Source organism: Aliiroseovarius sp. YM-037 (assembly GCF_048060095.1).
Taxonomy (GTDB): Bacteria; Pseudomonadota; Alphaproteobacteria; order Rhodobacterales; family Rhodobacteraceae; genus JBLUOA01.
In genome coordinates this window covers 25,879-48,430 of record NZ_JBLUOA010000001.1, presented here as the reverse complement: position 1 = coordinate 48,430, position 22,552 = coordinate 25,879, and the positions used below count along the sequence as shown (strand labels likewise).

At 61.4% G+C, this 22,552-nt stretch carries 22 protein-coding genes; 12 read left to right on the top strand and 10 right to left on the bottom strand.

What is annotated here, in order from left to right:
- Window positions 1–6 precede the first annotated feature (6 nt).
- A complete protein-coding gene (locus ACEWPJ_RS00245; protein WP_416510148.1) occupies window positions 7–921 on the top strand; it encodes a ParB/RepB/Spo0J family partition protein in 915 nt (304 codons plus the stop codon).
- Here the strand turns inward: ACEWPJ_RS00245 and ACEWPJ_RS00240 are convergent.
- Genes ACEWPJ_RS00240 through rph form a run of 4 tightly spaced genes read right to left on the bottom strand, consistent with a single transcriptional unit; the run spans window position 896 to window position 3,727 of the window.
- Entirely contained in the window at window positions 896–1,249 is a 354-nt protein-coding gene (locus ACEWPJ_RS00240) for a YbaN family protein (RefSeq protein WP_416510147.1), read from the bottom strand. The genes ACEWPJ_RS00245 and ACEWPJ_RS00240 overlap by 26 nt on opposite strands.
- The gene (gene hemW, locus ACEWPJ_RS00235; protein ID WP_416510146.1) at window positions 1,250–2,422 is read right to left on the bottom strand and encodes a radical SAM family heme chaperone HemW; all 1,173 of its coding nucleotides are present in this window, start codon (window positions 2,420–2,422) and stop codon (window positions 1,250–1,252) included.
- A complete protein-coding gene (rdgB, locus tag ACEWPJ_RS00230) occupies window positions 2,406–3,014 on the bottom strand; it encodes an RdgB/HAM1 family non-canonical purine NTP pyrophosphatase (protein WP_416510145.1) in 609 nt (202 codons plus the stop codon). The genes hemW and rdgB overlap by 17 nt, the downstream gene beginning before the upstream one ends.
- The gene (gene rph / locus ACEWPJ_RS00225; RefSeq protein ID WP_416510144.1) at window positions 3,014–3,727 is read right to left on the bottom strand and encodes a ribonuclease PH; all 714 of its coding nucleotides are present in this window, start codon (window positions 3,725–3,727) and stop codon (window positions 3,014–3,016) included. The genes rdgB and rph overlap by 1 nt, the downstream gene beginning before the upstream one ends.
- A gap of 118 nt (window positions 3,728–3,845) precedes the next feature.
- On the opposite strand from rph, the gene hrcA reads away from it, so the two are divergent.
- Window positions 3,846–4,910 (top strand): heat-inducible transcriptional repressor HrcA, encoded by a 1,065-nt coding sequence (gene hrcA, locus ACEWPJ_RS00220; protein ID WP_416510143.1) that lies wholly within the window; start codon window positions 3,846–3,848, stop codon window positions 4,908–4,910.
- 12 nt (window positions 4,911–4,922) lie between these two features.
- Window positions 4,923–5,495, top strand: coding sequence for a nucleotide exchange factor GrpE (locus ACEWPJ_RS00215; RefSeq protein ID WP_416510142.1), 573 nt, complete (start codon window positions 4,923–4,925; stop codon window positions 5,493–5,495).
- A 2-nt stretch (window positions 5,496–5,497) separates the two neighbouring features.
- On the opposite strand, the gene mutS is transcribed toward ACEWPJ_RS00215, so the two are convergent.
- Complete coding sequence (mutS, locus tag ACEWPJ_RS00210) at window positions 5,498–8,152, bottom strand: DNA mismatch repair protein MutS (protein WP_416510141.1); 2,655 nt, start codon at window positions 8,150–8,152, stop codon at window positions 5,498–5,500.
- An 84-nt stretch (window positions 8,153–8,236) separates the two neighbouring features.
- Complete coding sequence (gene msrA, locus ACEWPJ_RS00205) at window positions 8,237–8,902, bottom strand: peptide-methionine (S)-S-oxide reductase MsrA (protein ID WP_416510140.1); 666 nt, start codon at window positions 8,900–8,902, stop codon at window positions 8,237–8,239.
- Between the two features lie 143 nt (window positions 8,903–9,045).
- On the opposite strand from msrA, the gene ACEWPJ_RS00200 reads away from it, so the two are divergent.
- A complete protein-coding gene (locus ACEWPJ_RS00200) occupies window positions 9,046–9,957 on the top strand; it encodes a D-amino acid aminotransferase (RefSeq protein ID WP_416510139.1) in 912 nt (303 codons plus the stop codon).
- 63 nt (window positions 9,958–10,020) lie between these two features.
- The gene (locus tag ACEWPJ_RS00195) at window positions 10,021–10,734 is read left to right on the top strand and encodes an HAD family hydrolase (protein ID WP_416510138.1); all 714 of its coding nucleotides are present in this window, start codon (window positions 10,021–10,023) and stop codon (window positions 10,732–10,734) included.
- Here ACEWPJ_RS00195 and ACEWPJ_RS00190 read toward each other — a convergent pair.
- The 3 genes from ACEWPJ_RS00190 to ACEWPJ_RS00180 all read right to left on the bottom strand — a co-directional run bounded on the left by ACEWPJ_RS00190 (window position 10,729) and on the right by ACEWPJ_RS00180 (window position 12,815).
- Window positions 10,729–11,184, bottom strand: a complete 456-nt coding sequence (locus ACEWPJ_RS00190) for a GNAT family N-acetyltransferase (protein ID WP_416512973.1) — start codon at window positions 11,182–11,184, stop codon at window positions 10,729–10,731. The genes ACEWPJ_RS00195 and ACEWPJ_RS00190 overlap by 6 nt on opposite strands.
- Window positions 11,184–12,407 (bottom strand): argininosuccinate synthase, encoded by a 1,224-nt coding sequence (locus ACEWPJ_RS00185; RefSeq protein WP_416510137.1) that lies wholly within the window; start codon window positions 12,405–12,407, stop codon window positions 11,184–11,186. The genes ACEWPJ_RS00190 and ACEWPJ_RS00185 overlap by 1 nt, the downstream gene beginning before the upstream one ends.
- Window positions 12,408–12,485: 78 nt before the next feature.
- Window positions 12,486–12,815: an Hpt domain-containing protein gene (locus ACEWPJ_RS00180; RefSeq protein WP_416510136.1), complete on the bottom strand. Its 330-nt coding sequence runs from the start codon at window positions 12,813–12,815 to the stop codon at window positions 12,486–12,488.
- A 163-nt stretch (window positions 12,816–12,978) separates the two neighbouring features.
- Between ACEWPJ_RS00180 and ACEWPJ_RS00175 the strand changes: the two genes are divergently transcribed.
- Window positions 12,979–14,262: a PP2C family protein-serine/threonine phosphatase gene (locus ACEWPJ_RS00175; RefSeq protein ID WP_416510135.1), complete on the top strand. Its 1,284-nt coding sequence runs from the start codon at window positions 12,979–12,981 to the stop codon at window positions 14,260–14,262.
- On the opposite strand, the gene ACEWPJ_RS00170 is transcribed toward ACEWPJ_RS00175, so the two are convergent.
- Window positions 14,246–14,701, bottom strand: coding sequence for an NUDIX hydrolase (locus ACEWPJ_RS00170; RefSeq protein ID WP_416510134.1), 456 nt, complete (start codon window positions 14,699–14,701; stop codon window positions 14,246–14,248). The two genes, ACEWPJ_RS00175 and ACEWPJ_RS00170, sit on opposite strands and share 17 nt — an antisense overlap.
- 77 nt (window positions 14,702–14,778) lie before the next feature.
- Between ACEWPJ_RS00170 and ACEWPJ_RS00165 the strand changes: the two genes are divergently transcribed.
- The 6 genes from ACEWPJ_RS00165 to ACEWPJ_RS00140 all read left to right on the top strand — a co-directional run bounded on the left by ACEWPJ_RS00165 (window position 14,779) and on the right by ACEWPJ_RS00140 (window position 22,510).
- Entirely contained in the window at window positions 14,779–15,768 is a 990-nt protein-coding gene (locus ACEWPJ_RS00165; protein WP_416510133.1) for an Hsp33 family molecular chaperone HslO, read from the top strand.
- A complete protein-coding gene (locus ACEWPJ_RS00160; RefSeq protein ID WP_416510132.1) occupies window positions 15,761–16,354 on the top strand; it encodes a CoA pyrophosphatase in 594 nt (197 codons plus the stop codon). Before ACEWPJ_RS00165 ends, ACEWPJ_RS00160 begins: the two co-directional genes overlap by 8 nt.
- On the top strand, window positions 16,351–17,502 hold the full coding sequence (locus ACEWPJ_RS00155; RefSeq protein ID WP_416510131.1) for a CCA tRNA nucleotidyltransferase: 1,152 nt from the start codon (window positions 16,351–16,353) through the stop codon (window positions 17,500–17,502). The genes ACEWPJ_RS00160 and ACEWPJ_RS00155 overlap by 4 nt, the downstream gene beginning before the upstream one ends.
- Window positions 17,503–17,604: 102 nt before the next feature.
- Complete coding sequence (locus ACEWPJ_RS00150) at window positions 17,605–19,452, top strand: ABC transporter ATP-binding protein (protein ID WP_416512972.1); 1,848 nt, start codon at window positions 17,605–17,607, stop codon at window positions 19,450–19,452.
- Window positions 19,449–21,278: an ABC transporter ATP-binding protein gene (locus ACEWPJ_RS00145; protein WP_416510130.1), complete on the top strand. Its 1,830-nt coding sequence runs from the start codon at window positions 19,449–19,451 to the stop codon at window positions 21,276–21,278. Before ACEWPJ_RS00150 ends, ACEWPJ_RS00145 begins: the two co-directional genes overlap by 4 nt.
- Window positions 21,275–22,510, top strand: coding sequence for a class I SAM-dependent RNA methyltransferase (locus ACEWPJ_RS00140; RefSeq protein WP_416510129.1), 1,236 nt, complete (start codon window positions 21,275–21,277; stop codon window positions 22,508–22,510). Before ACEWPJ_RS00145 ends, ACEWPJ_RS00140 begins: the two co-directional genes overlap by 4 nt.
- Window positions 22,511–22,552 lie beyond the last annotated feature (42 nt).

The window sequence follows — 22,552 nt, the reverse complement described above, 5'->3', positions numbered from 1 at the left end:
AGGGACATGGCAGACAAAAAACAGGAACGCCGGGGCCTGGGGCGCGGGCTGTCTGCGCTGATGGCCGATGTTGACGTGGCAGAGCAAACGTCGGGCGACACCAAACCGCAGCCGCGCCGGGCAGACGATCAGATTCCGATTGAAAAGATCGAACCAAACCCGGACCAGCCCCGGCGTGAATTTTCCGAAGACGACCTGAAAGAGCTCGCCGCATCGATTCGAGAAAAAGGCATCATCCAGCCGCTGATTGTTCGGAAAAACCCAGCAAGATCAAGCGATTACCAGATTGTCGCGGGAGAACGTCGCTGGCGGGCAGCGCAGATGGCGCAGCTTCATGAAGTGCCGGTGGTGATCCGCGAATTTTCGGACACCGAAGTGCTGGAAATCGCGATTATTGAGAATATTCAGCGCGCCGACCTTAACCCGGTTGAAGAGGCGATGGGCTATCGCCAGCTTATGGATCGATTCGGGCATACTCAGGAAAAGCTCGCGACCGCGCTGTCGAAAAGCCGCAGCCACATCGCCAACCTGATGCGCCTGCTGCAGCTGCCGGAAGATGTGCTGGCCTACTTGCGCTCCGGCGCGCTGTCCGCCGGCCATGCCCGCGCGCTGATTACGACGGACGATCCCTCCAGCCTTGCCAAACAGGTCGTCGATCGCGGCCTATCGGTGCGAGAGACGGAGCGTTTGGCAAAGCAACCGACGTCACCGACGCCAAAAGCGAAAACGCGCACCACAGAAAAAGACGCCGACACCAAGGCGCTTGAGGGCGACCTGTCCGCCAACCTCGGCATGAAAGTCACCGTCGATCACAAGCCGGGGCAGGAGGCGGGGAATGTCACGATCCGCTACAAATCGCTTGATGATCTGGATGAGATTTGCCGCGTGCTGACGGCTATGCCTCGGGACGAGTCCAGATAAAGATCAGAACGCAGCACAGCACCGCCGCCTGAATCGTCAGGACCAGCGGTCGCACGCCCATAGTCAGCGGAATGATAAAGGCGATGGCAATCGACACGGTCGCGATCTTCTTGGCGCGTCGGTTGATCGCGCCGCTGCGGTTCCAATCCTCAATCGGCGGGCCAAGCACGGGATGGGTGACCAGCCAATTATGCAACCGCTCGGACGATCGCGCGAAACAGAACGCGGTGAGCAGCAGCAGTGGCACCGTCGGCAAGAACGGCACTGCCATGCCGACAAACCCAAGCGCGAGAGAGACCATTCCGCAAATCGCCCAGACCCAGCGCATCTAGGCGTCCGCCATCAGCGTGCGCAACACGCCGTTTAGGATCGCCCGACCGTTATTTGTGGCGCGGAGCGTTTGCCCCGAATTTTCGACCAGACCCAGATCGGCCAGCTCGGCGATTTTGCCCGGATCAACCGGTGCGCCCGCCATTGCTGCATATCGCGCGGTATCGACACCTTCGGCCACACGCAGACCCATCATCAGATATTCCGCCGCTTGTTCGCTTTGCGGAACGATTGCGCCGCCCGTCTCGCCGGAGCCGTTTTGTTCGACCGCGTTTAGCCAGCTTTGCGGCATCAGATGTGTTTCCGTCGCGCGCTTTTCGCCACCCAAGGTCAGCCGCCCATGCGCACCCGGCCCGATCCCGGCATAATCGCCATAGCGCCAGTAGATCATATTGTGCCGCGATTCATTGCCGGGCGCAGCGTGGTTCGACACCTCGTAAGCGGGCAGGCCGGCATCGGCGCAAAGCGCTTGCGTCAGGTGATACATGTCGGCGGCGGTATCTTCGGCGGGCAGCCCCGGCAAACGCCCCCGTGCGAAGCGGTCACCGAAGGCGGTGCCGTCTTCGACGGTCAGTTGATACAGCGACAGGTGGTCAGGCTGAAATGACAAGGCTGTTGTCAATTCGTTGCGCCAAGCTTCAAGCGTCTGATCCTGCCGCGCATAGATCAGGTCAAAACTGACCCGGTCAAACACCTCACGCGCTACACCCAGCGCCGCGGTTGCCTCTGCCACCGAATGAAGCCGCCCGAGTTTACGCAGCGCCGCGTCATCCAGCGCCTGAACGCCCAGCGACACTCGATTGACTCCCGCGTCGCGATACCCGCGAAAGCGGTCAACCTCCACCGATCCGGGGTTCGCCTCCAGCGTGATTTCCGCGTCGTTCGCCAGCGCCCAGGTCTCGCGCACTTTTTGCAGAATCGCGGCAACAAGGTCAGGCTCCATCAGGCTGGGTGTGCCGCCGCCGAAGTAGATCGTGTTCAGCGCACGGCCTTCGGTTAACGCGCCGACGCGTTCAATTTCGGACAGATACGCCGCCTTCCACCGGGTCTGATCTATCGATTCAGACACATGGGAATTAAAATCGCAGTAGGGGCATTTCGACTGGCAAAACGGCCAATGTAGGTAGAGGCCGAAGCCCCCATTCTGCCAGTCTTCAGTCAAAGCACGCATCGACAAGTTTGCGGAACGCGTCGGCCCGATGGCTCATCCCGTGTTTCTTGTCGGGGTCCATTTCGCCAAAGGTTTCAACCTCGCCATTCGGCAGGAACATCGGGTCATAGCCAAAGCCGCGATCGCCCCGCATTGGCCAGACCAGTCGCCCATCGACCTTACCGACGAACAGTTCTTCGTGCCCGTCGGGCCACGCGAGGCAAAGCGTGCTGTTGAACGTCGCGGTCCGGGGTTCGGGTGCGTTCAGCGCTTCGAGCTTCTCCCAGACCTTTTCCATCGCCATCGCGAAATCGCGGCCATTTGGCGTTTCGGCCCAGTCCGCCGTGTAGACCCCCGGCGCGCCACCCAGCGCGTCAACGGAAATCCCGCTATCGTCCGACAGCGCGGGTAAACCGCTTTCGCGCGCGGCGTAATGCGCCTTGATCCGGGCGTTGCCGGCGAAGTTGTCTTCGGTCTCCTCCGGTTCATCCAGACCCAGCTCTCCGGCGGACACGACCTTGATGCCGTAGGGCTTGAGCAGCGCTGCGATCTCGGTCAGCTTGCCCGCGTTATGGGTGGCAACGACAAGTGTCTTGTCACTAAAGCGCCGCATCAGCTGGTGGCCGCCAATTGCGCGGCGTTGAGTTCCGCCGCGCCCTTTTCGGCGAGGTCCATCAGCGCGTTCATCTGGTCACGGGAAAACGTCGCGCCCTCGGCGGACATCTGCACTTCGATCAATTTCGACGGCCCGGCCATGACAAAGTTGCCGTCAACGCCCGCCTCGGAATCTTCGGGATAGTCGAGGTCAAGCACCGGCTGCCCGGCATAGATGCCGCAACTGATTGCCGACACCGGCGCGATCAGCGGGTCGGAAATCACCTCACCCGATTTCATCAACGCGTTGACCGCCAGCCGCAGCGCGACCCAGCCGCCGGTGATTGACGCGCAACGGGTGCCGCCATCCGCCTGGATCACGTCGCAGTCGATGGTGATCTGGCGTTCGCCCAGCGCGACGCGATCCACTCCGGCCCGCAGGCTGCGCCCGATCAGACGTTGAATTTCAACGGTGCGCCCGCCTTGCTTGCCTGCCGCCGCCTCACGCCGCATCCGTGTGTGGGTTGCGCGGGGCAGCATCCCGTATTCCGCAGTGACCCAGCCAAGGCCGGAGTTCTTCAGAAACGGCGGTATCCGTGATTCAAGCGATGCAGTGCACAGCACATGGGTTTCGCCCATCTTGATCAGGCAAGACCCTTCGGCATGTTTCGTCACGCCTGTTTCGATGGAAACGGGGCGCATTTCGTTGGTTTCGCGGCCAGAGGGGCGCATGACAGATCCTTTCTTTCGGGTTGCACCGGGGATACCTGCCCGCCTGCCGGGAACGCAAGCAGGATTGACGCCGCCGCAACATGGATTTTAATGGCACAGCGCATATATCGGATAGGCTATGACCGACAGCCAGACCATTCTGGAAGAAATGAACGACCGCTCGCGCGAAGTGTTTCGCCGCGTCGTCGAAAGCTACATCGAAAGCGGGGAGCCTGTGGGCTCTCGCACGTTGACGCGTGTTCTGTCGGAAAAGGTCAGCGCGGCGACCGTGCGCAACGTGATGCAAGACCTCGAATTTCTTGGTCTGCTCGACAGCCCGCATATCTCGGCGGGGCGGGTGCCGACGCAGCAGGGCTTGCGGATGTTTGTCGATGGCTTGCTTGAGGTTGGCGATCTTTCGATGGGCGACCGCGAAAAGATCGACGCGACGATGGGGTCGAACGAACGCGATGTCGGATCAATGCTGGATCGGATCGGCTCTGCGCTTTCGGGCCTCACACATGGGGCGAGCCTTGTTTTAGCCCCGAAACATGAGGCCCCGATCAAGCACATCGAATTTGTCCACCTTGGCGCAGACCGCGCGCTGGTCGTGCTGGTTTTTGCCGACGGCCACGTTGAAAACCGCGTTTTCACCCCGCCGGTCGGGCAAACCCCGTCATCCATGCGCGAGGCTGCGAATTTCCTCAATGCGCTGGCCGAGGGTAAAACCCTGTCCGATCTGCGCAAGGCCGTCGAACATGAAATCAAACGCCGCCGTCAGGAAATCGACGTGCTGGCCCGCGACCTCGTCGAAAACGGCATGGCGCTTTGGGAGGGCGAGGGCAGCCCTTACGAACGGCTGATCGTCCGGGGCCGCGCGAATCTCCTCGAAGATGAGTCGGAAGCAGAGGATCTTGAACGCATCCGCAGCCTGTTTGATGACCTTGAACGCAAGCGCGACATCGCTGAATTCCTCGAACTGACCGAAGAAGGCGACGGAGTTCGCATTTTTATCGGGTCAGAGAACAAACTCTTTTCACTTTCGGGTAGCTCTTTGGTGGTGTCTCCCTATATGAACGCTGATCGAAAGATTGTCGGCGCGGTCGGGGTCATCGGCCCCACGCGGCTCAACTATGGGCGGATCGTGCCGATTGTGGACTACACTGCACAACTGGTCGGAAAATTGATATCCGACCGGGGCTAAGGATTGAGAGTTATGGCGGACGCGAAGAAAGACGAATTCCTCGACGATATCGAAGCGGCAGAAGCCGAGATGTTCGAGGATGAGCAGATCGACATCACCGAAGAAGCGGCCGAAGAGGATGAGCTCGCTGCCGTGACCGCAGAGCGGGACGAATACAAAGACCGCTTCATGCGCGCACTGGCGGATGCGGAAAACGCCCGCAAGCGCAGCGAACGCGACCGGCGCGAGGCTGAACAGTACGGCGGCTCCAAGCTGTCGCGCGACATGCTGCCGGTCTATGACAACATGAAACGCGCGCTTGAGGCCGTGACCGAAGAGCAGCGCAAGGAAAACGCTGCGCTGCTCGAAGGGATTGAGCTGACGATGAAAGAGCTTCTGAACGTCTTCAAGAAGCACGGCATCGAACGCATCGCGCCCGAGGTCGGCGACAAGTTCGATCCGCAGCTTCACCAGGCGATGTTCGAAGCGCCCGTGCCCGACACCAAGGCCGGCGACATCATCCAGGTATCCGCCGAAGGGTTCATGCTGCATGACCGCCTGCTGCGCCCGGCGCAGGTCGGCGTTTCGTCAACGCCCAAGGGCTGATCCTAGGACTTCTCGGACAATTCTTTCAGTTCGTAGATCAGGTCGAGCGCGGCTTTCGCCGACAGCTCGTCCGGCTCCACGGACTGAAGTTTTTCCAGCGCGGCTGAGGGTTTCTCGGCGGGCGTAGCGGCTTGCGGCACGGCAGAGAATAGCGGCAGATCGTCGATCAGCGCCTTGTGCGCCTTGCCGCCCTCGCGTTCGCCCTTTTCCAGCGTGTCAAGCACGACCCGCGCCCGCTCAACCACCGCATCCGGCAACCCGGCCAACCGCGCGACCTGCACACCATAAGACCGATCCGCCGCGCCCTTCCTGACTTCGTGCAGGAAAATAACGTCGCCTTCCCATTCCTTCACCGCAACGGTCGCGTTGGCGACGCCCGGCATCTTGTCGGCAAGCTGCGTCATCTCGTGATAATGCGTGGCGAACAACGCGCGGCATTTGTTGACATCGTGCAGATGTTCCAGCGTCGCCCATGCAATTGACAGCCCGTCATAGGTCGCCGTCCCACGCCCGATTTCATCAAGGATCACGAAGGCCCGATCGTCCGCCTGGTTAAGAATCGCGGCGGTTTCGACCATCTCGACCATGAAGGTCGACCGCCCCCGCGCCAGGTCATCCGACGCGCCGACGCGGCTGAACAATTGCGACACCAGCCCGACCCGCGCCTGTGCCGCCGGAACAAAGCTGCCGATCTGGGCGAGAAGGGCGATCAGCGCGTTCTGCCGCAGGAAGGTCGATTTACCGGCCATGTTCGGACCGGTCAGCAGCCAGATCGAAGACCCCTCACCCGGCGCGAAGGCGCAATCGTTGGCGATGAACGGCCCGCCCGCCTGTTTACGCAGCGCGATTTCAACGACCGGATGCCGTCCCGCCGTCACCTTGAACACGCGGCTGTCATCGACCACCGGGCGGCACCAGTTTTCGCCCGCCGCAAGGTCGGCCAGCGCGGCGGACAGGTCAATCTCCGCCAGCGCCGCGGCGCAGGCGTTGATCGCGTCGGCCTCATCCAGAATCTCGCCTTTCAGGGCGGAATAGAGCCGCTTTTCGATCTCCAACGCCCGCCCGCCCGCGTTCAGGATCTTCGTCTCAAGCTCCGACAATTCGACCGTGGTGAACCGGACCGCATTGGCGGTCGTCTGGCGGTGGATAAAGGTCTGTGAGAGTGGTTCGGACAGCATTTTCGCCGCGTGGGTTGCTGTGGTTTCGATGAAATAGCCCAGCACGTTGTTATGCTTGATCTTCAGCGACGAAATCCCGGTCTGCGCGGCAAAGTCGGTCTGCATCGCGGCAATCACACCGCGCCCTTCGTCGCGCAAGCGCCGCGCCTCGTCCAGATCGGCGTCATACCCCGGCGCGATAAACCCGCCATCCCGCGCCAGCAGCGGCGGATCGGCCACAAGCGCGCCCTCCAACAGCGACAGCAGCGTATCATGGCCGACCAGCGCCTCCCCCCCCTCCGAAATAACCTCCGGCGCGTCATACCCCGACAGCATCCCAGAAATCACCGCCGCTTGCGCCAATCCACCCCGGATTGCCGCCATATCGCGCGGCCCGGCCCGGTCGATGGCCAGCCGCGACAGCGCCCGGTCCATATCCGGCGTCTTGCGCAACGCATCGCGCAGCTTCGCCGCCAATCCGGCATGTTCGACACAAAATGCCAACGCATCCTGCCGTGCGCGGATCAAGTCAAGGTTCATCGACGGCCCCGACAGTCGCCGCTCCAACAGCCGCGCGCCGCCTGCCGTCACCGTCCGATCAATCGCCGCGATAAGCGACCCGTCGCGCCCGCCCGATAAGCTTCGTGTCAGTTCAAGGTTACGCCGGGTCGCCGCGTCAATCTGCATGACGCTTTCGGCGCGTTCCTTGACCGGAGGACGCAGCAGCGGCAGTTTGCCCTTCTGCGTAATCTCCAGATATTCGACAATCGCGCCCAGCGCCCCCAGCTCCGCTCGGCCAAAGCGGCCATAAGCATCGAGCGATCCGACATTGAACAGCCCCGCCAGCCGCTTTTCCGCCGAAGTGCTGTCAAACGCCGACCGCGCCAGCGAGGTCAGCGCGACACCCAGATCAGTCACTAAATCGGCGTAATCGCCCTCATCCTCTTCAAGGATCAGCAATTCCTGCGGGGCGAGCCGCGCAAGCTCCGGCCCCAGCCGCACGCGTGGGCAGGCGGCCACATGCAGCGCGCCCGTGGAAATATCCGTCCAGGCCAGCGCCCCTTCATCGCGCACCTCGACGTAAGCCGCCAGAAAGTTATGCCGCCGCGCGTTCAACAGGCTGTCTTCGGTCAGCGTCCCCGGCGTCACCAGACGCACGACGCCGCGTTTCACCACGGATTTCGATCCGCGCTTTTTCGCCTCAGCCGGGTCTTCAAGCTGTTCGCAGACCGCGACGCGAAACCCTTTGCGGATCAGCGTCAGAAAATACCCTTCGGCGGAGTGCACCGGAACCCCACACATCGGAATGTCTTCGCCCAGATGCTTGCCGCGTTTCGTCAGCGCGATATCCAACGCCTCGGCCGCCGCGACAGCATCGTCAAAGAACATCTCATAGAAGTCGCCCATCCGGTAGAACAGCAGCGCATCCTTATGCTCTGCCTTGATTTCAAGGAATTGGGCCATCATCGGCGTCACGTTGCTTGTGGCGCTTTTGGTCATTGCGATGCGTTCTCACTCAATCTCCGTCTGCGCGGGACTGTGCCTTATATCGCGCCGGACTGCATCGCAAAAATGAACCGGGTGTCAGTGGCCGATGAACGGCGCGTTATTGCCCCAAAGCTGCTGCACACGCTGGTCGCGCCCGCAGGCTTGACGATAGGCTTTGTAGGCGTCGGCCTGCCGCTTGATCCCGAACCGGGTCACGACCCGGCTGCGGCCACGGTAGTAATCCTGATGATACTCTTCCGCCGGGTAGAACGTCTGAAGCGGCAGGATCGGCGTGACGATCTGACGGCCCAAGGCCCGCTGCGCTTCGGCCTTTGCCGCCTCTGCCGCCTGGCGCTGGGACTCATTCGCATAGAAAATCGCGGTGCGATAGCTGCTGCCCCGGTCGCAGAACTGCCCGCCCGCATCCGTCGGATCGACCGAGCGGAAGAAAAGCTGCATCAGCTGCGCGTAAGACACCTGATTGGGGTTGAACTGAATCTGCACCGCCTCGTAGTGGCCGGTGCCGCCGCGCGTCACCTGCTTGTAGGTCGGGTTTGCGACGGTTCCGCCGGTATAGCCTGATACGGCTTCGCGCACGCCACGCACGCTTTCAAAGTCCGACTCAACACACCAAAAGCAGCCCCCGGCGACCACCGCCGTGTTGCCGGATTGGGCGTGAGCGTTGCTGCATGACAGCGCAAGACCCAGCATGATGGCCAATGAAAGAACCAGTATTTTCGGTGTTTTAAACGATGCAGTCATGGTTTTTCTCCTGTTGGCACGACACTGCGCCTTGCGGCCATTCGCGGGCAAGACGCAGTTGCGTGATCTCACGCGAAGGTGAGCGTATTTTATCGCTTGGCCTCTGCCCGCACCGGCACTAACGTCCGCCGAAGGAGGAGCCGATGACCGAACACGTAACCACCCACCAGGCGGAGGAAGACGCCCGCAACGACAGCATCCTGATCTATGTCGACGGGAAGATCTTGCCGAAACACGAGGCGACGGTCAGTGTCTATGACAGCGGCTTCATGCTGGGGGACGGTGTGTGGGAAGGTCTGCGGCTTTACGACGGGCGCTGGGCGTTTCTCGACGAACACATGGACAGGCTGTTCGAGGCGGCGAAGGCGATCGACCTTGATATCGGCATGGATCAGCAAGGCGTGATCGACGCGCTGGAGGCAACCCGCACCGCGAACGGGATGGAAACCGACGCCCATGCCCGGCTGATGGTGACGCGGGGCGTGAAGGTGAAGCCGTTTCAGCATCCGTCGTTGTCCCGCTCCGGCCCGACGATGGTGATTATCGTTGAACATTCGATGCCGAAGATTCCGCGCCCGATCCGGCTGGCCACCGTGCCGCATCTGCGCGGGCTACCGATGACGCAGGACCCGAAGCTGAACAGCCATTCCAAGCTCAACTGCATCCTCGCCTGCATCGCCGCCGAAAAGGCCGGCGCGGACGAGGCGCTGATGCTTGACATCAATGGCTTCGTGAACACCACCAACGCCTGCAACTTCTTCATCGTCCGCAAGGGCGCGGTTTGGACCAGTACGGGCGATTACTGCATGAACGGCATCACCCGGCAAAAGGTGATCGACCTCTGCCGCGCCGACGGCATCCCGGTTTTTGAACGGAACTATTCGCTCGTCGATACCTACGGCGCGGATGAAGCATTCCTGACCGGCACGTTCGGCGCGCAGACTCCGGTCGGCGAAATCGACGGTCGGGTGATCGGGACCGGGCAGATGGGGCCGATGACCGAACGCATCCGCGCGCTTTACAAATCTCACGTGGCCGAAACGTTGGCGCGGTGATGTGCACAAAAGTCCGACACATGTCCGACAGGAATCATATGTGAATCATACGAGGAAAATTGCATGAAAATCGCCATGTGGTCCGGCCCCCGGAACCTGTCGACCGCGATGATGTATGCTTTTGGCAACCGCCCGGATTGCTCCGTGGTGGATGAACCGCTCTACGCCGCCTACCTCACCGCAACCGGGATTGAACACCCGATGCGCGAGGAAATCCTGGCCTCCCAACCCGCCGATCCTGCAGAGGTTATTCGCCAGATAACAGGCTCTAATCCAGCCGGAAAGCCGCATTTCTACCAAAAACACATGGCGCAGCATATGGTCGATGGGGTGGATCGCGGCTGGTTGACCGATGTCACGAACGTCTTTCTCATCCGCCATCCTGCCCGCGTTGTCGCAAGCTACGCCGCGAAACGCGAAGCGCCGAGCTTTGATGATATAGGATTCTGGCAACAGACTGAATTATATGACGAAATCACCGCTCGCGGTGGCAGACCCGTTGTGATTGACAGTCACGACATCCGCGAAAATCCCGAGGCGATGCTGCGAAAGCTCTGCGACGCGATCGGCTTGCCCTTCGATCCCGCCATGCTGCACTGGCCCGCCGGGGGCCATGCTGACGACGGAGTCTGGGCCGCCCATTGGTATGGCGCAGTTCACCGCTCCACCGGCTTCGCCGGGGCCGAGGGGCCGCTGCCGGAACTCGATGGCGCCTATACCGAAATCGTCGATCAGGCGATGCCGCATTACAAGACGCTACAGGCGCTTGCCCTATAGGTCGCGGATCAATTCAACCTCGTCATAGGCGATACGCCCGGTGCGTCGATAGCCCTGATTTTCATAGTATTTTACCGCGCTTCCCGGCCCGTCAACCGATGTCAGGTTGATCCGCGTAAAGCCCCAATCCCGCGCCTGTTGCTCGGCAAACGCCAGCGCCGCGCGGCCGTATCCTTTGCCCTGATGTCTGGTATCAATCAGCAACCGCCAGACATGCGCCGCGTCGTTTAAGCAGCAATCGTCGGCTTCTTCCGCCTGACCGGGATGCACCATTCCAAGCAACCCAACAGCGGTTTCGCCATCCCACAACCCCCAGACATAGGCGCCGCGATCATAGGCGGCTTCGGCGATTGTGTATTCGGTGCCTGCGATCAGGTGTCGCCGATCCTTAGCCACGTTGAGTTGAAAGAGCGCCCGCAAATCTTTCCGTTCGACCGGGCGCGCCTCCATCACTTCAACCGACGATTCCGCATCGCGATCAGTCTCAAACGCAGGGCATTTAGCTTGATAAAGCCCGCTGCGTCCTTCTGATCGTAGGCGCCTGCGTCATCCTCAAACGTGACGTGCTCTTCGGAATAAAGCGAGTGATCCGACCACCGTCCGACCGTCCGTGCGGAGCCTTTGTAAAGCTTCAGGCGCACGGTTCCGGTGACGTGTTGCTGGCTGTGATCGATGGCCGCCTGCAGCATTTCACGCTCCGGGCTGAACCAAAACCCGTTATAGATCAGCTCCGCGTATTTCGGCATCAGCTCATCCTTCAGGTGCATCGCGCCGCGATCCATCGTGATCGATTCAATGCCGCGATGCGCCTCAAGCAGCAGGGTGCCGCCGGGGGTTTCGTAAATGCCGCGGGATTTCATGCCAACGAAGCGCCCTTCGACAAGGTCCAGACGTCCGCAGCCGTGTTTGCCGCCAAGTTCGTTGAGCTTTGTCAGGATCTCAGCCGGGGACATTGCTGCGCCGTTGATCGAAACCGCATCGCCCTTCTCAAAGCCGATTTCGATGAATTCAGGCTCGCTCGGGGCATCTTCCGGGTGCACGGTCCTTTGGTAGACATAGTCGGGCGCGTCAATCGCCGGATCTTCCAGCACTTTGCCCTCGGAGGATGTATGCAGCAGGTTGGCATCCACGCTGAACGGCGCTTCGCCGCGCTTGTCTTTGGCGATCGGAATCTGGTTCTGTTCGGCAAAATCAATCAGCTTGGTGCGGCTGGTCAAATCCCATTCCCGCCATGGCGCGATCACCTTGATGTCGGGGTTCAGCGCATAAGCGGCGAGTTCGAACCGCACCTGATCGTTGCCCTTGCCGGTCGCGCCATGCGCAACGGCATCCGCGCCGGTGGCCTCGGCAATTTCGATCAGCCGCTTGGAAATCAAGGGCCGCGCGATTGACGTGCCAAGCAGGTAAAGCCCTTCGTAAACCGCATTGGCGCGGAACATCGGAAAGACGAAATCACGCACGAATTCTTCGCGCAGGTCTTCGATATAGATGTTGTCCGGCGCGATCCCCAGCAGTTCGGCTTTCTTGCGCGCGGGGTCAAGTTCTTCGCCCTGGCCCAGGTCGGCGGTGAACGTCACGACCTCGCACCCGTATTCGGTTTGAAGCCATTTCAGAATGATCGACGTATCCAGTCCGCCGGAATAGGCCAGGACAACTTTTTTGGGCGCGGACATCGGCGGGCTCCTGCATGAAAACAATCGCTCGGCGATTAACTTGTTTCGCTAAGAAGGGCAAGCGCCCGCGCCAGCCTGTCAGCTATGCGCGGTGTCCCTGTGTTTCAGGAATTCAACGCGCGATGCTTCGTAGACTTCGACAAGCTTTCGAAGGTCGACAAGATCAGGCCGCCCGCCCGCTGCCGCGCGTTCGCCATCTTCGCACACAGCCGTCATCGCCTTGAAGCCAAGGTTCAGCGCGCTTCCCTTCAAGAAATGCATGTCATCCTCTAGCTGCGCCATGTCTGGCAGGCGTTTCAGGCGGGCGACGGTTTCATCGACCTCTTCCAGAAACACCTCAACAACTTCGCTAAAATCATCTTCGCCAACTTCCGACCTCAGGTCGGCGACCCTATCCCAACTAATCAACTCAAACTCCAACACCAATAAACGCCCCCGATGCTGACCCTAGCGATGAGAGTGTTAACGGTTGGTAAGTGTGGCCAGAGAAGCGCCGCGCATTTTAGGCTTCACCGGCTGTTAAACGATTGCGGGCTAGATCGGGGTGGGATCGAACGCGATAGGACCAGGGATGGCGGCCTCCGTAGATGCCGGGCCGACACCGGCGGACAATGACGAAACACCTGACATGCGGCCGGAACGCTCTGTTCTGGTCGTCGATGACAGCCGTGTGCAGCGAAAGATTCTGTCGGCCTTGCTGAAACGCTGGGGCTACCGGGTTCTAGAGGCCGCATCGGGCGCCGAGGCGTTGGAGATTTGCAAGGCCGATACGCTCGATCTGATTATCAGCGATTGGATGATGCCGGGGATGAATGGCCTCGATTTCTGCCAAGCCTTTCGGCAGCTTGATCGCGGCGGATACTGCTATTTCATCCTGCTCACCTCAAAAAGCGAGAAGGGGGAGGTCGCGCATGGCCTCGACATGGGGGCCGATGATTTTCTGATCAAACCGGTGAACGCGAGTGAGCTTCGATCGCGCATGGCCGCGGGTGAGCGTATTCTGGCGATGGAGCGGGAGCTGACCCGGCAGAACCGGCTGGTGAGTTCGACGCTCGCCGAGCTGCGCACGCTTTACGACACGATTGATCGCGATCTGATCGAGGCGAAAAAACTGCAGCAATCGCTGGTGCGGGAACGGTTCAAGGATTTCGGAACCGCGCAACTGTCGCTGGTCCTGCGGCCCAGCGGGCATGTGGGGGGTGATCTGGTTGGGATGTTTCCGATCAATGACGGGCACGTGGGGTTTTTCGGCATCGACGTGTCGGGGCACGGGATTACTTCGGCGCTGATGACGGCGCGGCTGGCCGGGTATTTGTCAGGTGCGTCCCCCGAACAGAACGTGGCGCTTGAGGGGGACGAGGGCGGCGGTTTCAGGCCGCGCAAAACCTCTGACGCGGTCGCGCATCTCAACGCGCTGGTGTTGGAGGAGATGGACACAGAACACTACTTTACGCTGATATTGGGTCACATTGATTTGGGTTCGGGCACTGTCCGCATCACGCAAGCAGGCCACCCCTATCCCGTGGTTCAGCGCCTCGACGGGGCGGTCGATAGTGTTGGGCCGGGCGGGATGCCCGTCGGCCTGATCGCAGGTGCGCAGTATGAGGAATTCAGCGTGACCCTTTCACCCGGCGATCGCATCTTTGTTCCGTCCGACGGCATCACCGAATGTCCGGTGGCGGAGGGGGAGATGTTAGACGACGCAGGACTGCGCGACATGCTTCGCGTGCGGGCGGATGCCGCAGGCGAACCGCTGCTTGAGTCGGTGATATGGGAGCTTGCGGCGAAATGCGGAACGCAGGATTTCCCCGATGATGTCTCGGCGATTCTGGTCGAGTTCAGCGGTCCCGACTGATCTGCTGGAAAAGCATCGTTGCAAAATGTCGATCCCCCGGATTGGCGAGCAAATCCGCCGCAGCCTCGACCGGTATCCAATGGGCGCTGTGCCCGTTTTCAGTGGGTGGGCCAAGACGCCGAACCGGGCGGGCGATATAAATCTGGCAAAGCTTTTCGGCCCATAGATCGTATTCCGGCATGTAGACGAACCGCCGGAACGTGCCGAAATGACGGGGTGCCGCGATGCGCCAGCCGGTTTCCTCCATCACCTCGCGGTGAAGCGCGGTAACAGGCGACTCACCGGGATCAATGCCACCGCCGGGCAGTTGAATTTCGGGCTGCGGTTCATCCTGCAACGTCACCAACAGGCGCGTGCCGAGCGGCAGCAGGGCGTAGGCACCGGGGCGTCTGGCATAGCGAATGTCGTGCCGCACCGCCTCTCCGAATCGTCTGATCATCCGCGCCCTCTTGTTTCGTGCGGTTGCTCCGCCTTTATAGTCGCGGTATGCCAAGCCCAAACACCTAAGGAAACCCCATGACACTCAGCACACAGATCGCGTGGGACGATACCGTTCTGCCGTTCCAGCTTGACCGCTCCGATATTCGGGGACGGGTCGCGCGGCTGGATGGCGTGCTCGACAATGTTTTGGCGCAGCACGACTACCCGCCGCAGATCGAAGCGCTGGTGGCCGAAATGGCATTGCTGACCGCGCTGATCGGCCAGACGATCAAGCTGCGCTGGAAGCTGTCGCTGCAAGTGCGTGGCGATGGGCCGGCACGGCTGATCGCGACCGATTATTACGGCCCAACCGCCGTTGGGGAGCCTGCCCGCATCCGCGCCTATGCCAGCTTTGATGAGGAGCGGATCGATCCATCCGTCACGCCTTACGACCTGATTGGGTCCGGCTATTTCGCGATTCTGATCGACCAAGGCGAAGGCATGGTGCCCTATCAGGGCATTACCCCGATTGCTGGCGGATCGCTGGCAAGCTGTGCGGAAACCTATTTCGCCCAGTCCGAACAATTGCCGACGCGGTTTGAACTCACCTTTGGCCGTTCAACGCTTGCCGGTGGACCTGAAAGCTGGCGGGCCGGGGGTGTGATGCTTCAGGCGATGCCGAAGGCCTCGCCCCACGCAACCGGCGAAGGCGGCAGCGGTGAGGATGGCGTTCTGACTGCCGATGACCTGCTGTCCGACGACGCGGCGGAAAACTGGAACCGCGCCAATATCCTGCTCGATTCCGTTGAGGATATGGAGCTGATCGGCCCCTCGGTCCACCCGACAGACCTGCTGGTGCGCCTGTTCCACGAAGAAACGCCCCGCGTTTTTGATCCGCAATCCGTCACCTTCGGCTGCACCTGTTCCGAACAGCGCGTGCGCGAAAGCCTGTCGATCTATTCCGCCAAAGATATCGCGCATATGACGACGGACGAAGGCACCGTGACCGCCGATTGCCAGTTCTGCGGCGCGCATTACGTGCTCGACCCCGCGACGGTTGGATTCGAAGCCGGGACCGATGACTGATCTGCGCAACCGCTTGCTTACCGCGCTGGGCGGTGAGGGTGCCGGATCGTCGGATTTTGACCTGAACCCGGATGTCGTGCTGCCAGAGGATAGGAAGCTGCGCGACGCTGGCGTGCTGATCGCGATCAAGCCGGGCACAGAGCCGAGCGTTCTGCTGACCAAACGTGCATCGGGGCTGAAGCACCATCCGGGGCAGATCGCATTTCCTGGCGGTAAGGTCGATCCGACGGACGCCGACGTTGTTGCCGCGGCATTGCGGGAAGCGTCGGAAGAGGTGGGTTTGTCGCCGGATAACGTCGATATCCTCGGCTGTCTTCCCTCCCATGAGACAGTGACTGGGTTCACCGTCACGCCCGTTTTGGCCTTTATCAGAGATGATTTTGACCCGATTCCTGAGCGTGGCGAGGTCGAAGAGGTCTTCTCTGTCCCGCTGGCGCATGTGCTCGCTACCACGAAATACGCGGTGGAATATCGGCGGTGGCGGGGACAACGGCGCTACTATTACATCGTGCCATACGGCCCCTATTACATCTGGGGCGCTACCGCGCGTATTCTGCGCGCCCTTGCGGAACGGATGCAGGCATGACCCGGATCAGCGGAGAGTGGCTAAAGCAGCCCAACACGCAATCGGTCATGCGGATGCTGACCGGTGCGGGTCACGCGGCCTATTTCGTTGGCGGTTGTGTGCGGAACGATCTGCTTGGCGTTGCCGTGGCCGATGTGGATATCGCGACGGATGCAAAGCCCGAAACGGTTATCGAACTGACCGAGGGCGCAGGCCTGCGCGCCGTTCCGACGGGAATCGACCACGGAACGGTCACGGTGGTCGCCGACAGCATCCCGCATGAGGTCACGACGTTCCGAAAAGATGTTGAAACCGACGGTCGCCGCGCGATCGTGGCCTATTCCAAAAGCGTGGAGGAGGATGCCCGCCGTCGCGATTTCACCATGAACGCGCTTTATGCCGATGCCGAAGGCCAGATCATTGATCCGCTTGGCGGCCTGCCGGACCTCACCGCCCGCCGGGTGCGGTTCATCGACGATGCGGGCGCGCGCATCCGCGAAGACTACCTCCGCATCCTCAGATTCTTCAGGTTTCATGCTTGGTATGGCGACGTTTCGCAGGGGATCGACCCCGAGGGCCTCGCGGCCTGCGCGGCGAATTTGGGCGGGTTAGAGACGCTTTCGAAAGAACGCGTCGGTGCAGAGATGTTGAAACTCCTCGCCGCGCCGGACCCTGCGCCGTCAGTTGCCGTAATGGCGCAATCGGGGGTTTTGACGACGATCCTGCCCGGCGCGGATGCCCGTGCGCTGCCGGTTTTGATCCATCTTGAGGGCGCACAGGGTATCGCCCCTAACCCGATCCGCCGCTTGGCGGCGCTTGGCGGCGAAGATGTGGATGCCGCGCTTCGCTTGTCAAAAGCCGACGCTCGGAAACGGACCTTGCTGCGCGATGCCGCAACGGACGGCGCATCAGCAGCGGAGCTCGGCTATCGGATCGGCCACACTTCGGCGATGGACGCACTGCTGTTGCGCGCGGCACTGTTGGAACAACCGTTGCCCGACAATACCGTGCAAGACGTCTCCCGAGGCGCGAGAGCGACCTTCCCAATCTCAGCCGCAGACCTGATGCCCGACTACTCCGGCCCCGCCTTGGGGGAACGTCTGCGGATGCTTGAGGCACGCTGGATCGACTCCGGCTTTACCCTCAGCAAATCCGACCTGTTGGCCTGACCTTGCCACTGCGGGTTTTCCGGCCTTGCGATCGGGGCCGTCTTGGTGTTCCTTTGGGCGTCTGCAACCACCCGCATCATGACTCATGGAAAGGCACTTGTTGTGCTGAGCTTCTTTGAACGTCTGGTCGACCCCTACGTGGCATACCCGGAGAAAGACGCGCCGCCGCAAAAGCTCTGGCCGTTTCTGCGTGGCTTTGCTGCACCGTTTCGCAAGGTCTTCTGGGCGGCGGGGATAACCTCGGTTGTCGTTGCAGTGGTTGAGGTTGCGCTGATCGCCTATATGGGCCGGATCGTTGACCTGCTGTCGACGAACACCCCGGCAGAGATCGCGCAGGACCACGCGGTCGAACTGATCGGCGTTGCGCTGTTCATTCTGGTGCTGCGCCCGATTGTTCAGGCGGTGGATGTCGCGCTGCTGAATAACTCCATCCTGCCGAATTTTGGCACGATCATCCGGTGGCGCGCGCATAAGCACGTCTTGCGGCAGTCCGTTGGCTGGTTTGAAAACGACTTTGCCGGACGCATCGCGAACCGGATCATGCAGACGCCCCCCGCCGCCGGAGAGGCTGTGTTTGAGGTGTTCGATGCCATCACTTTCGCGCTTGCCTATATCGTCGGCGCGTCGATCCTGTTAATCGATGCCGATCCGCGATTGGTTCTGCCGCTGCTGATCTGGCTGGTGCTTTACGGAATGCTTGTCCGGTGGACGATGCGCCGCGTCGGGCCCGCATCAAAGGCGGCATCGGACGCCCGCAGTCAGGTCACGGGCCGGGTCGTTGACAGCTACACCAACATCCATTCCGTCAAGCTGTTCGCGCATTACGACACCGAAGTGAACTACGCCAAGGATGCCATCGAGAATGCCCGCCGGACCTTCCAGGCAGAGATGCGGATTTTCACGATCATGGATGTTACGCTGGTCGTTCTGAACGGCATCCTGATCGTCGGCGTTGTCGGTTGGGCGATTGCGCTGTGGATGAACGACGCGGCGAGTGTTGGGGTGGTGGCGGCGGCAACGGCCCTGACACTGCGGCTGAACGCGATGACCGGGTGGATCATGTGGGCGCTGTCCGGGTTTTTCCGCAACCTCGGCATCGTGTCCGAGGGGATGGAGACGATTGCCCAGCCGATCACACTGATTGACGCGCCGGATGCGAAAGCGCTTGATCTGACATCCGGCGCGATTGAACTGCGCGGTCTGACCCATCACTACGGTCGGGAAAGCGGCGGGCTGTCCGATATCAACCTGACGATCCCGGCCGGTCAGAAAGTTGGGCTTGTCGGGCGGTCCGGGGCGGGGAAAACGACGCTCGTCAAGCTGCTTTTGCGGTTTTACGACGCGGATCGCGGGCAGGTATTGATCGATGGGCAGGATATCTCGCACGTGTCCCAAGACAGCTTGCGGCACGCGATTGGTATGGTGCAGCAGGATAGTTCCCTCCTGCATCGGTCGGTGCGGGATAACATCCTTTACGGTCGCCCGGATGCGTCCGAGGCTGAGATGATCGAGGCCGCCAAACGCGCCGAGGCGCATGAGTTCATCCTCGACCTTGAAGACCCCGAGGGGCGGCAGGGGTATGAGGCGCATGTTGGCGAGCGTGGTGTCAAACTGTCCGGCGGACAGCGCCAGCGCGTCGCGCTTGCCCGCGTGATCCTGAAGGATGCGCCGATCCTGTTGTTGGATGAGGCGACAAGCGCGCTCGACAGCGAGGTTGAGGCGGCGATTCAAGACACGCTTTATGGAATGATGGAGGGCAAGACGGTCGTCGCCATCGCCCACCGCCTGTCCACCATCGCGCATATGGACCGCATTTTGGTGCTGGAAGACGGGCAGATCATCGAAGACGGAAGCCATGCCGAATTGCTAGCCGAAGATGGCCTTTACGCCCGGTTCTGGAACCGGCAATCCGGTGGGTTCATCGGCACGGATCAGGAAGCGGCAGAGTGACAATAGCGTCTCTGATAAACGGGTTTCAGCCGGCGGACGGTCCGCCACCGCGCACGCTTGGCCGGTTTCTGGCGTGGTGCCTGCGCGGCGCGTTTCCGATCCTGATCCTTGCGGCGACGGTGTCCGCGCTTGCCGGGTCGCTTGAGGTGATGACTGCCTACCTGCTGGGCCTCGTGATCGACGGCGCGGTTGAAATGGGGCCGGAGTTTATCAGCGAAGCGTGGTTGACGCTGCTTGGGGTCGCCGCGTTCTTCGTGATCCTGCGGCCTGCCGTCTTTGGCGCGTCTGCGGCGATGCAATCGCTTGCCGTGGGGCCGAATATCACGCCTTTGGTTCTGTCGCGCCTGAACCGTTACACGCTTGGCCACGATGTCAGCTTCTTCGACAACGACTTCGCCGGGCGCATTGCGCAGAAGCAGATGCAAACCTCGCGCGCTGTCACGGATATCGTGATTGAATCGATTAACGCGGTGGCCTTCGCGCTGGCTTCGCTGGTCGGGTCGGCCTTGCTGTTGACGACGATCGACTGGCGGGTCGCGCTGGCGCTTGCGATTTGGGTTGTGGGTTATCTTGCGCTGATCCGCTGGTTTATGCCGCGCATTCGGGTGCGGTCCGCGAAACGGGCCGGGGCGCGGGCGAACCTGACCGGGCAGATTGTCGATACGGTGACGAATATCAAAACCGTCAAACTGTTCGCTCACCACGCGCACGAAGACCAGGCGGCGCTGGGCGCCATGGCCCATTGGCGCGAAACGGCGGTGGATTTCGGCCACCTTGCGACGGCATTCCGGTTTTCGCTGATGGCGCTCGCCGGGGCGCTGCCGGTGATCCTTGTCGGCGGTGCGCTTTGGCTGTGGTCCTTGGGTCAGGTCAGCGCGGGTGACATCGCGGCAACCGGTGCCGTGTCGATCCGCATCGCGCAGATGACCGGCTGGGTCAGCTTTGTCCTGATGGCGATCTACGCGAATATCGGTGAGGTCGAGGATGGAATGCGGACCCTGACGCCCGCCCATGGGTTGACCGATACGGCAGACGCAAAAAAGCTTGAGGTGCCGACCGGAGAGATCCGGTTTGACAACGTCACGTTTTCCTATGGGCGCGAGGAAGGTGGGATTGAAGGCGTCGACCTGACCGTCGCGCCGGGCGAAAAGCTTGGCATTGTCGGGGCGTCGGGGGCGGGGAAATCGACCTTGGTCGCGCTGCTGCTCAGGCTCTATGACACCGAAAAAGGCGCGGTTTTGATCGACGGGCAGGATGTGCGTGGCGTGACGCAGGAAAGCCTGCGCGCCGAAATCGGGATGGTCACGCAGGACACTGCAATGTTCAACCGCTCCGCCCGCGCCAATATCCTTTACGGTCGCCCCGACGCGAGCGAGGAGGAGATTGTCGCCGCCGCCAAACGCGCCGAGGCGCATGCGTTTATCCTCGATCTGCAAGACTACGCCGGGCGCACCGGCTATGATGCATATCTTGGCGAACGCGGAGTGAAATTGTCCGGCGGACAGCGCCAGCGGATTGCCCTGACGCGAACGATCCTGAAAGACGCACCGATCCTCGTGCTGGATGAGGCGACAAGCGCGCTCGACAGCGAGGTTGAGGCCGCGATTCAGGATTCGCTTGAGGGCGTGATGGAGGGCAAAACCGTCCTTGCCATCGCGCACCGCCTGTCGACCATCGCGCGGATGGACCGGATCGTCGTGCTGAACTCAGGTGAGGTGGCCGAGGTCGGGACACATAGCGAATTGCTGCGCAAAGGCGGGCTATATGCGCGGTATTGGGATCGGCAATCCGGTGGCTTTATCGGCATCGAAGAGGCCGCGGAATGACCGAAGTGACGATTGAACGCCTTGGCCACCAAGGGGACGGGATCGCCGCGGGGCCGATCTTTGTTCCCGGAACGCTGCCGGGTGAGGTGGTTGAGGGCGATATCGTTGAGGGCCGCATCGCCGCGCCGAAGATCGTCAAACCATCATCCGAGCGGGTCGCGCCGCCGTGCCGCCACGCGAAATCCTGCGGCGGGTGTTCGTTGCAGCACGCCTCGGACCCGTTTGTTGAGGCATGGAAACGGCAGGTTGTTGAAACGGCGCTGGCCGCGCAGGGCATTGCCGCGCCCATCCGGGGTATCCACACCTCTCCTCCCCAGTCACGCCGCCGGGCGACCCTGTCCGCGCGACGCACGAAGAAAGGCGCGCTGGTCGGCTTTCATGCGCGGGCGTCTGACACGATTATTGAAATTCCGGGCTGTCAGTTGCTGCAGCCGGAGCTGATTGCAGCGATCCCCGCGCTTGAGGCGCTGACGGTCGCCGGTGGATCGCGAAAGGGCGAAATAAGTTTTACCGTCACCCAAAGCAGCGCCGGGCTGGATGTCGTTGCGCTGGGTGGCAAGCCGACCGATGTGGCCCTACGCGCCGAACTTGCCCAGATTGCCGGGAAACACGGGCTTGCCCGCCTAACGTGGGAGGATGAGTTGATCGCGCAACGCGCCGCCCCGGTTCAGAGCTTTGGCAATGCCCCCGTCACGCCGCCGCCGGGTGCTTTTCTTCAGGCAACGCCGGATGGTGAATCCACGCTCTGTTCCGCTGTGTTAGAGGCTGTTTCGGGTCAAAAACACGTCGTGGACTTGTTCGCCGGCTGCGGGACATTCACGCTCCCCGTCGCGACGAAGGCGGACGTGCACGCGGTTGAGGGAGAGGGCGATATGCTCTCAGCGCTCGACAAGGGCTGGCGCCACGCGATCGGTCTGAAAACCGTCACGACCGAAACGCGTGATCTGTTCCGCCGTCCACTGATGTCAGACGAATTCCGCGCTTACGACGCAATAATCATCGACCCGCCCCGCGCCGGGGCCGAGGCGCAATCGCGCGAACTGGTCGCGTCCTATGTTCCGGTTGTCGCGATGGTTTCGTGCAATCCTGTGACATTCGCGCGCGATGCCAAGATCCTGATCGACGGCGGGTTTGCCCTTGATTGGATCGACATCGTAGATCAATTCCGCTGGTCGCCGCATGTCGAACTTGCCGTGCGGTTTTCCCGCAAGGTTGAGGTGAAGCGCCGATAGCGCGCTCACATTTGTGTGAGGATCAGGCGCGATCATTCAACT

Coding starts and splice junctions, on each gene's coding strand:
- ACEWPJ_RS00245 (WP_416510148.1), top strand. CDS start 7: ATGGCAGACAAAAAACAGGAACGCCGGGGCCTGGGGCGCGGGCTGTCT.
- ACEWPJ_RS00240 (WP_416510147.1), bottom strand. CDS start 1,249: ATGCGCTGGGTCTGGGCGATTTGCGGAATGGTCTCTCTCGCGCTTGGG.
- hemW (WP_416510146.1), bottom strand. CDS start 2,422: ATGCGTGCTTTGACTGAAGACTGGCAGAATGGGGGCTTCGGCCTCTAC.
- rdgB (WP_416510145.1), bottom strand. CDS start 3,014: ATGCGGCGCTTTAGTGACAAGACACTTGTCGTTGCCACCCATAACGCG.
- rph (WP_416510144.1), bottom strand. CDS start 3,727: ATGCGCCCCTCTGGCCGCGAAACCAACGAAATGCGCCCCGTTTCCATC.
- hrcA (WP_416510143.1), top strand. CDS start 3,846: ATGACCGACAGCCAGACCATTCTGGAAGAAATGAACGACCGCTCGCGC.
- ACEWPJ_RS00215 (WP_416510142.1), top strand. CDS start 4,923: ATGGCGGACGCGAAGAAAGACGAATTCCTCGACGATATCGAAGCGGCA.
- mutS (WP_416510141.1), bottom strand. CDS start 8,152: ATGACCAAAAGCGCCACAAGCAACGTGACGCCGATGATGGCCCAATTC.
- msrA (WP_416510140.1), bottom strand. CDS start 8,902: ATGACTGCATCGTTTAAAACACCGAAAATACTGGTTCTTTCATTGGCC.
- ACEWPJ_RS00200 (WP_416510139.1), top strand. CDS start 9,046: ATGACCGAACACGTAACCACCCACCAGGCGGAGGAAGACGCCCGCAAC.
- ACEWPJ_RS00195 (WP_416510138.1), top strand. CDS start 10,021: ATGAAAATCGCCATGTGGTCCGGCCCCCGGAACCTGTCGACCGCGATG.
- ACEWPJ_RS00190 (WP_416512973.1), bottom strand. CDS start 11,184: ATGGAGGCGCGCCCGGTCGAACGGAAAGATTTGCGGGCGCTCTTTCAA.
- ACEWPJ_RS00185 (WP_416510137.1), bottom strand. CDS start 12,407: ATGTCCGCGCCCAAAAAAGTTGTCCTGGCCTATTCCGGCGGACTGGAT.
- ACEWPJ_RS00175 (WP_416510135.1), top strand. CDS start 12,979: ATGGCGGCCTCCGTAGATGCCGGGCCGACACCGGCGGACAATGACGAA.
- ACEWPJ_RS00170 (WP_416510134.1), bottom strand. CDS start 14,701: ATGATCAGACGATTCGGAGAGGCGGTGCGGCACGACATTCGCTATGCC.
- ACEWPJ_RS00165 (WP_416510133.1), top strand. CDS start 14,779: ATGACACTCAGCACACAGATCGCGTGGGACGATACCGTTCTGCCGTTC.
- ACEWPJ_RS00160 (WP_416510132.1), top strand. CDS start 15,761: ATGACTGATCTGCGCAACCGCTTGCTTACCGCGCTGGGCGGTGAGGGT.
- ACEWPJ_RS00155 (WP_416510131.1), top strand. CDS start 16,351: ATGACCCGGATCAGCGGAGAGTGGCTAAAGCAGCCCAACACGCAATCG.
- ACEWPJ_RS00140 (WP_416510129.1), top strand. CDS start 21,275: ATGACCGAAGTGACGATTGAACGCCTTGGCCACCAAGGGGACGGGATC.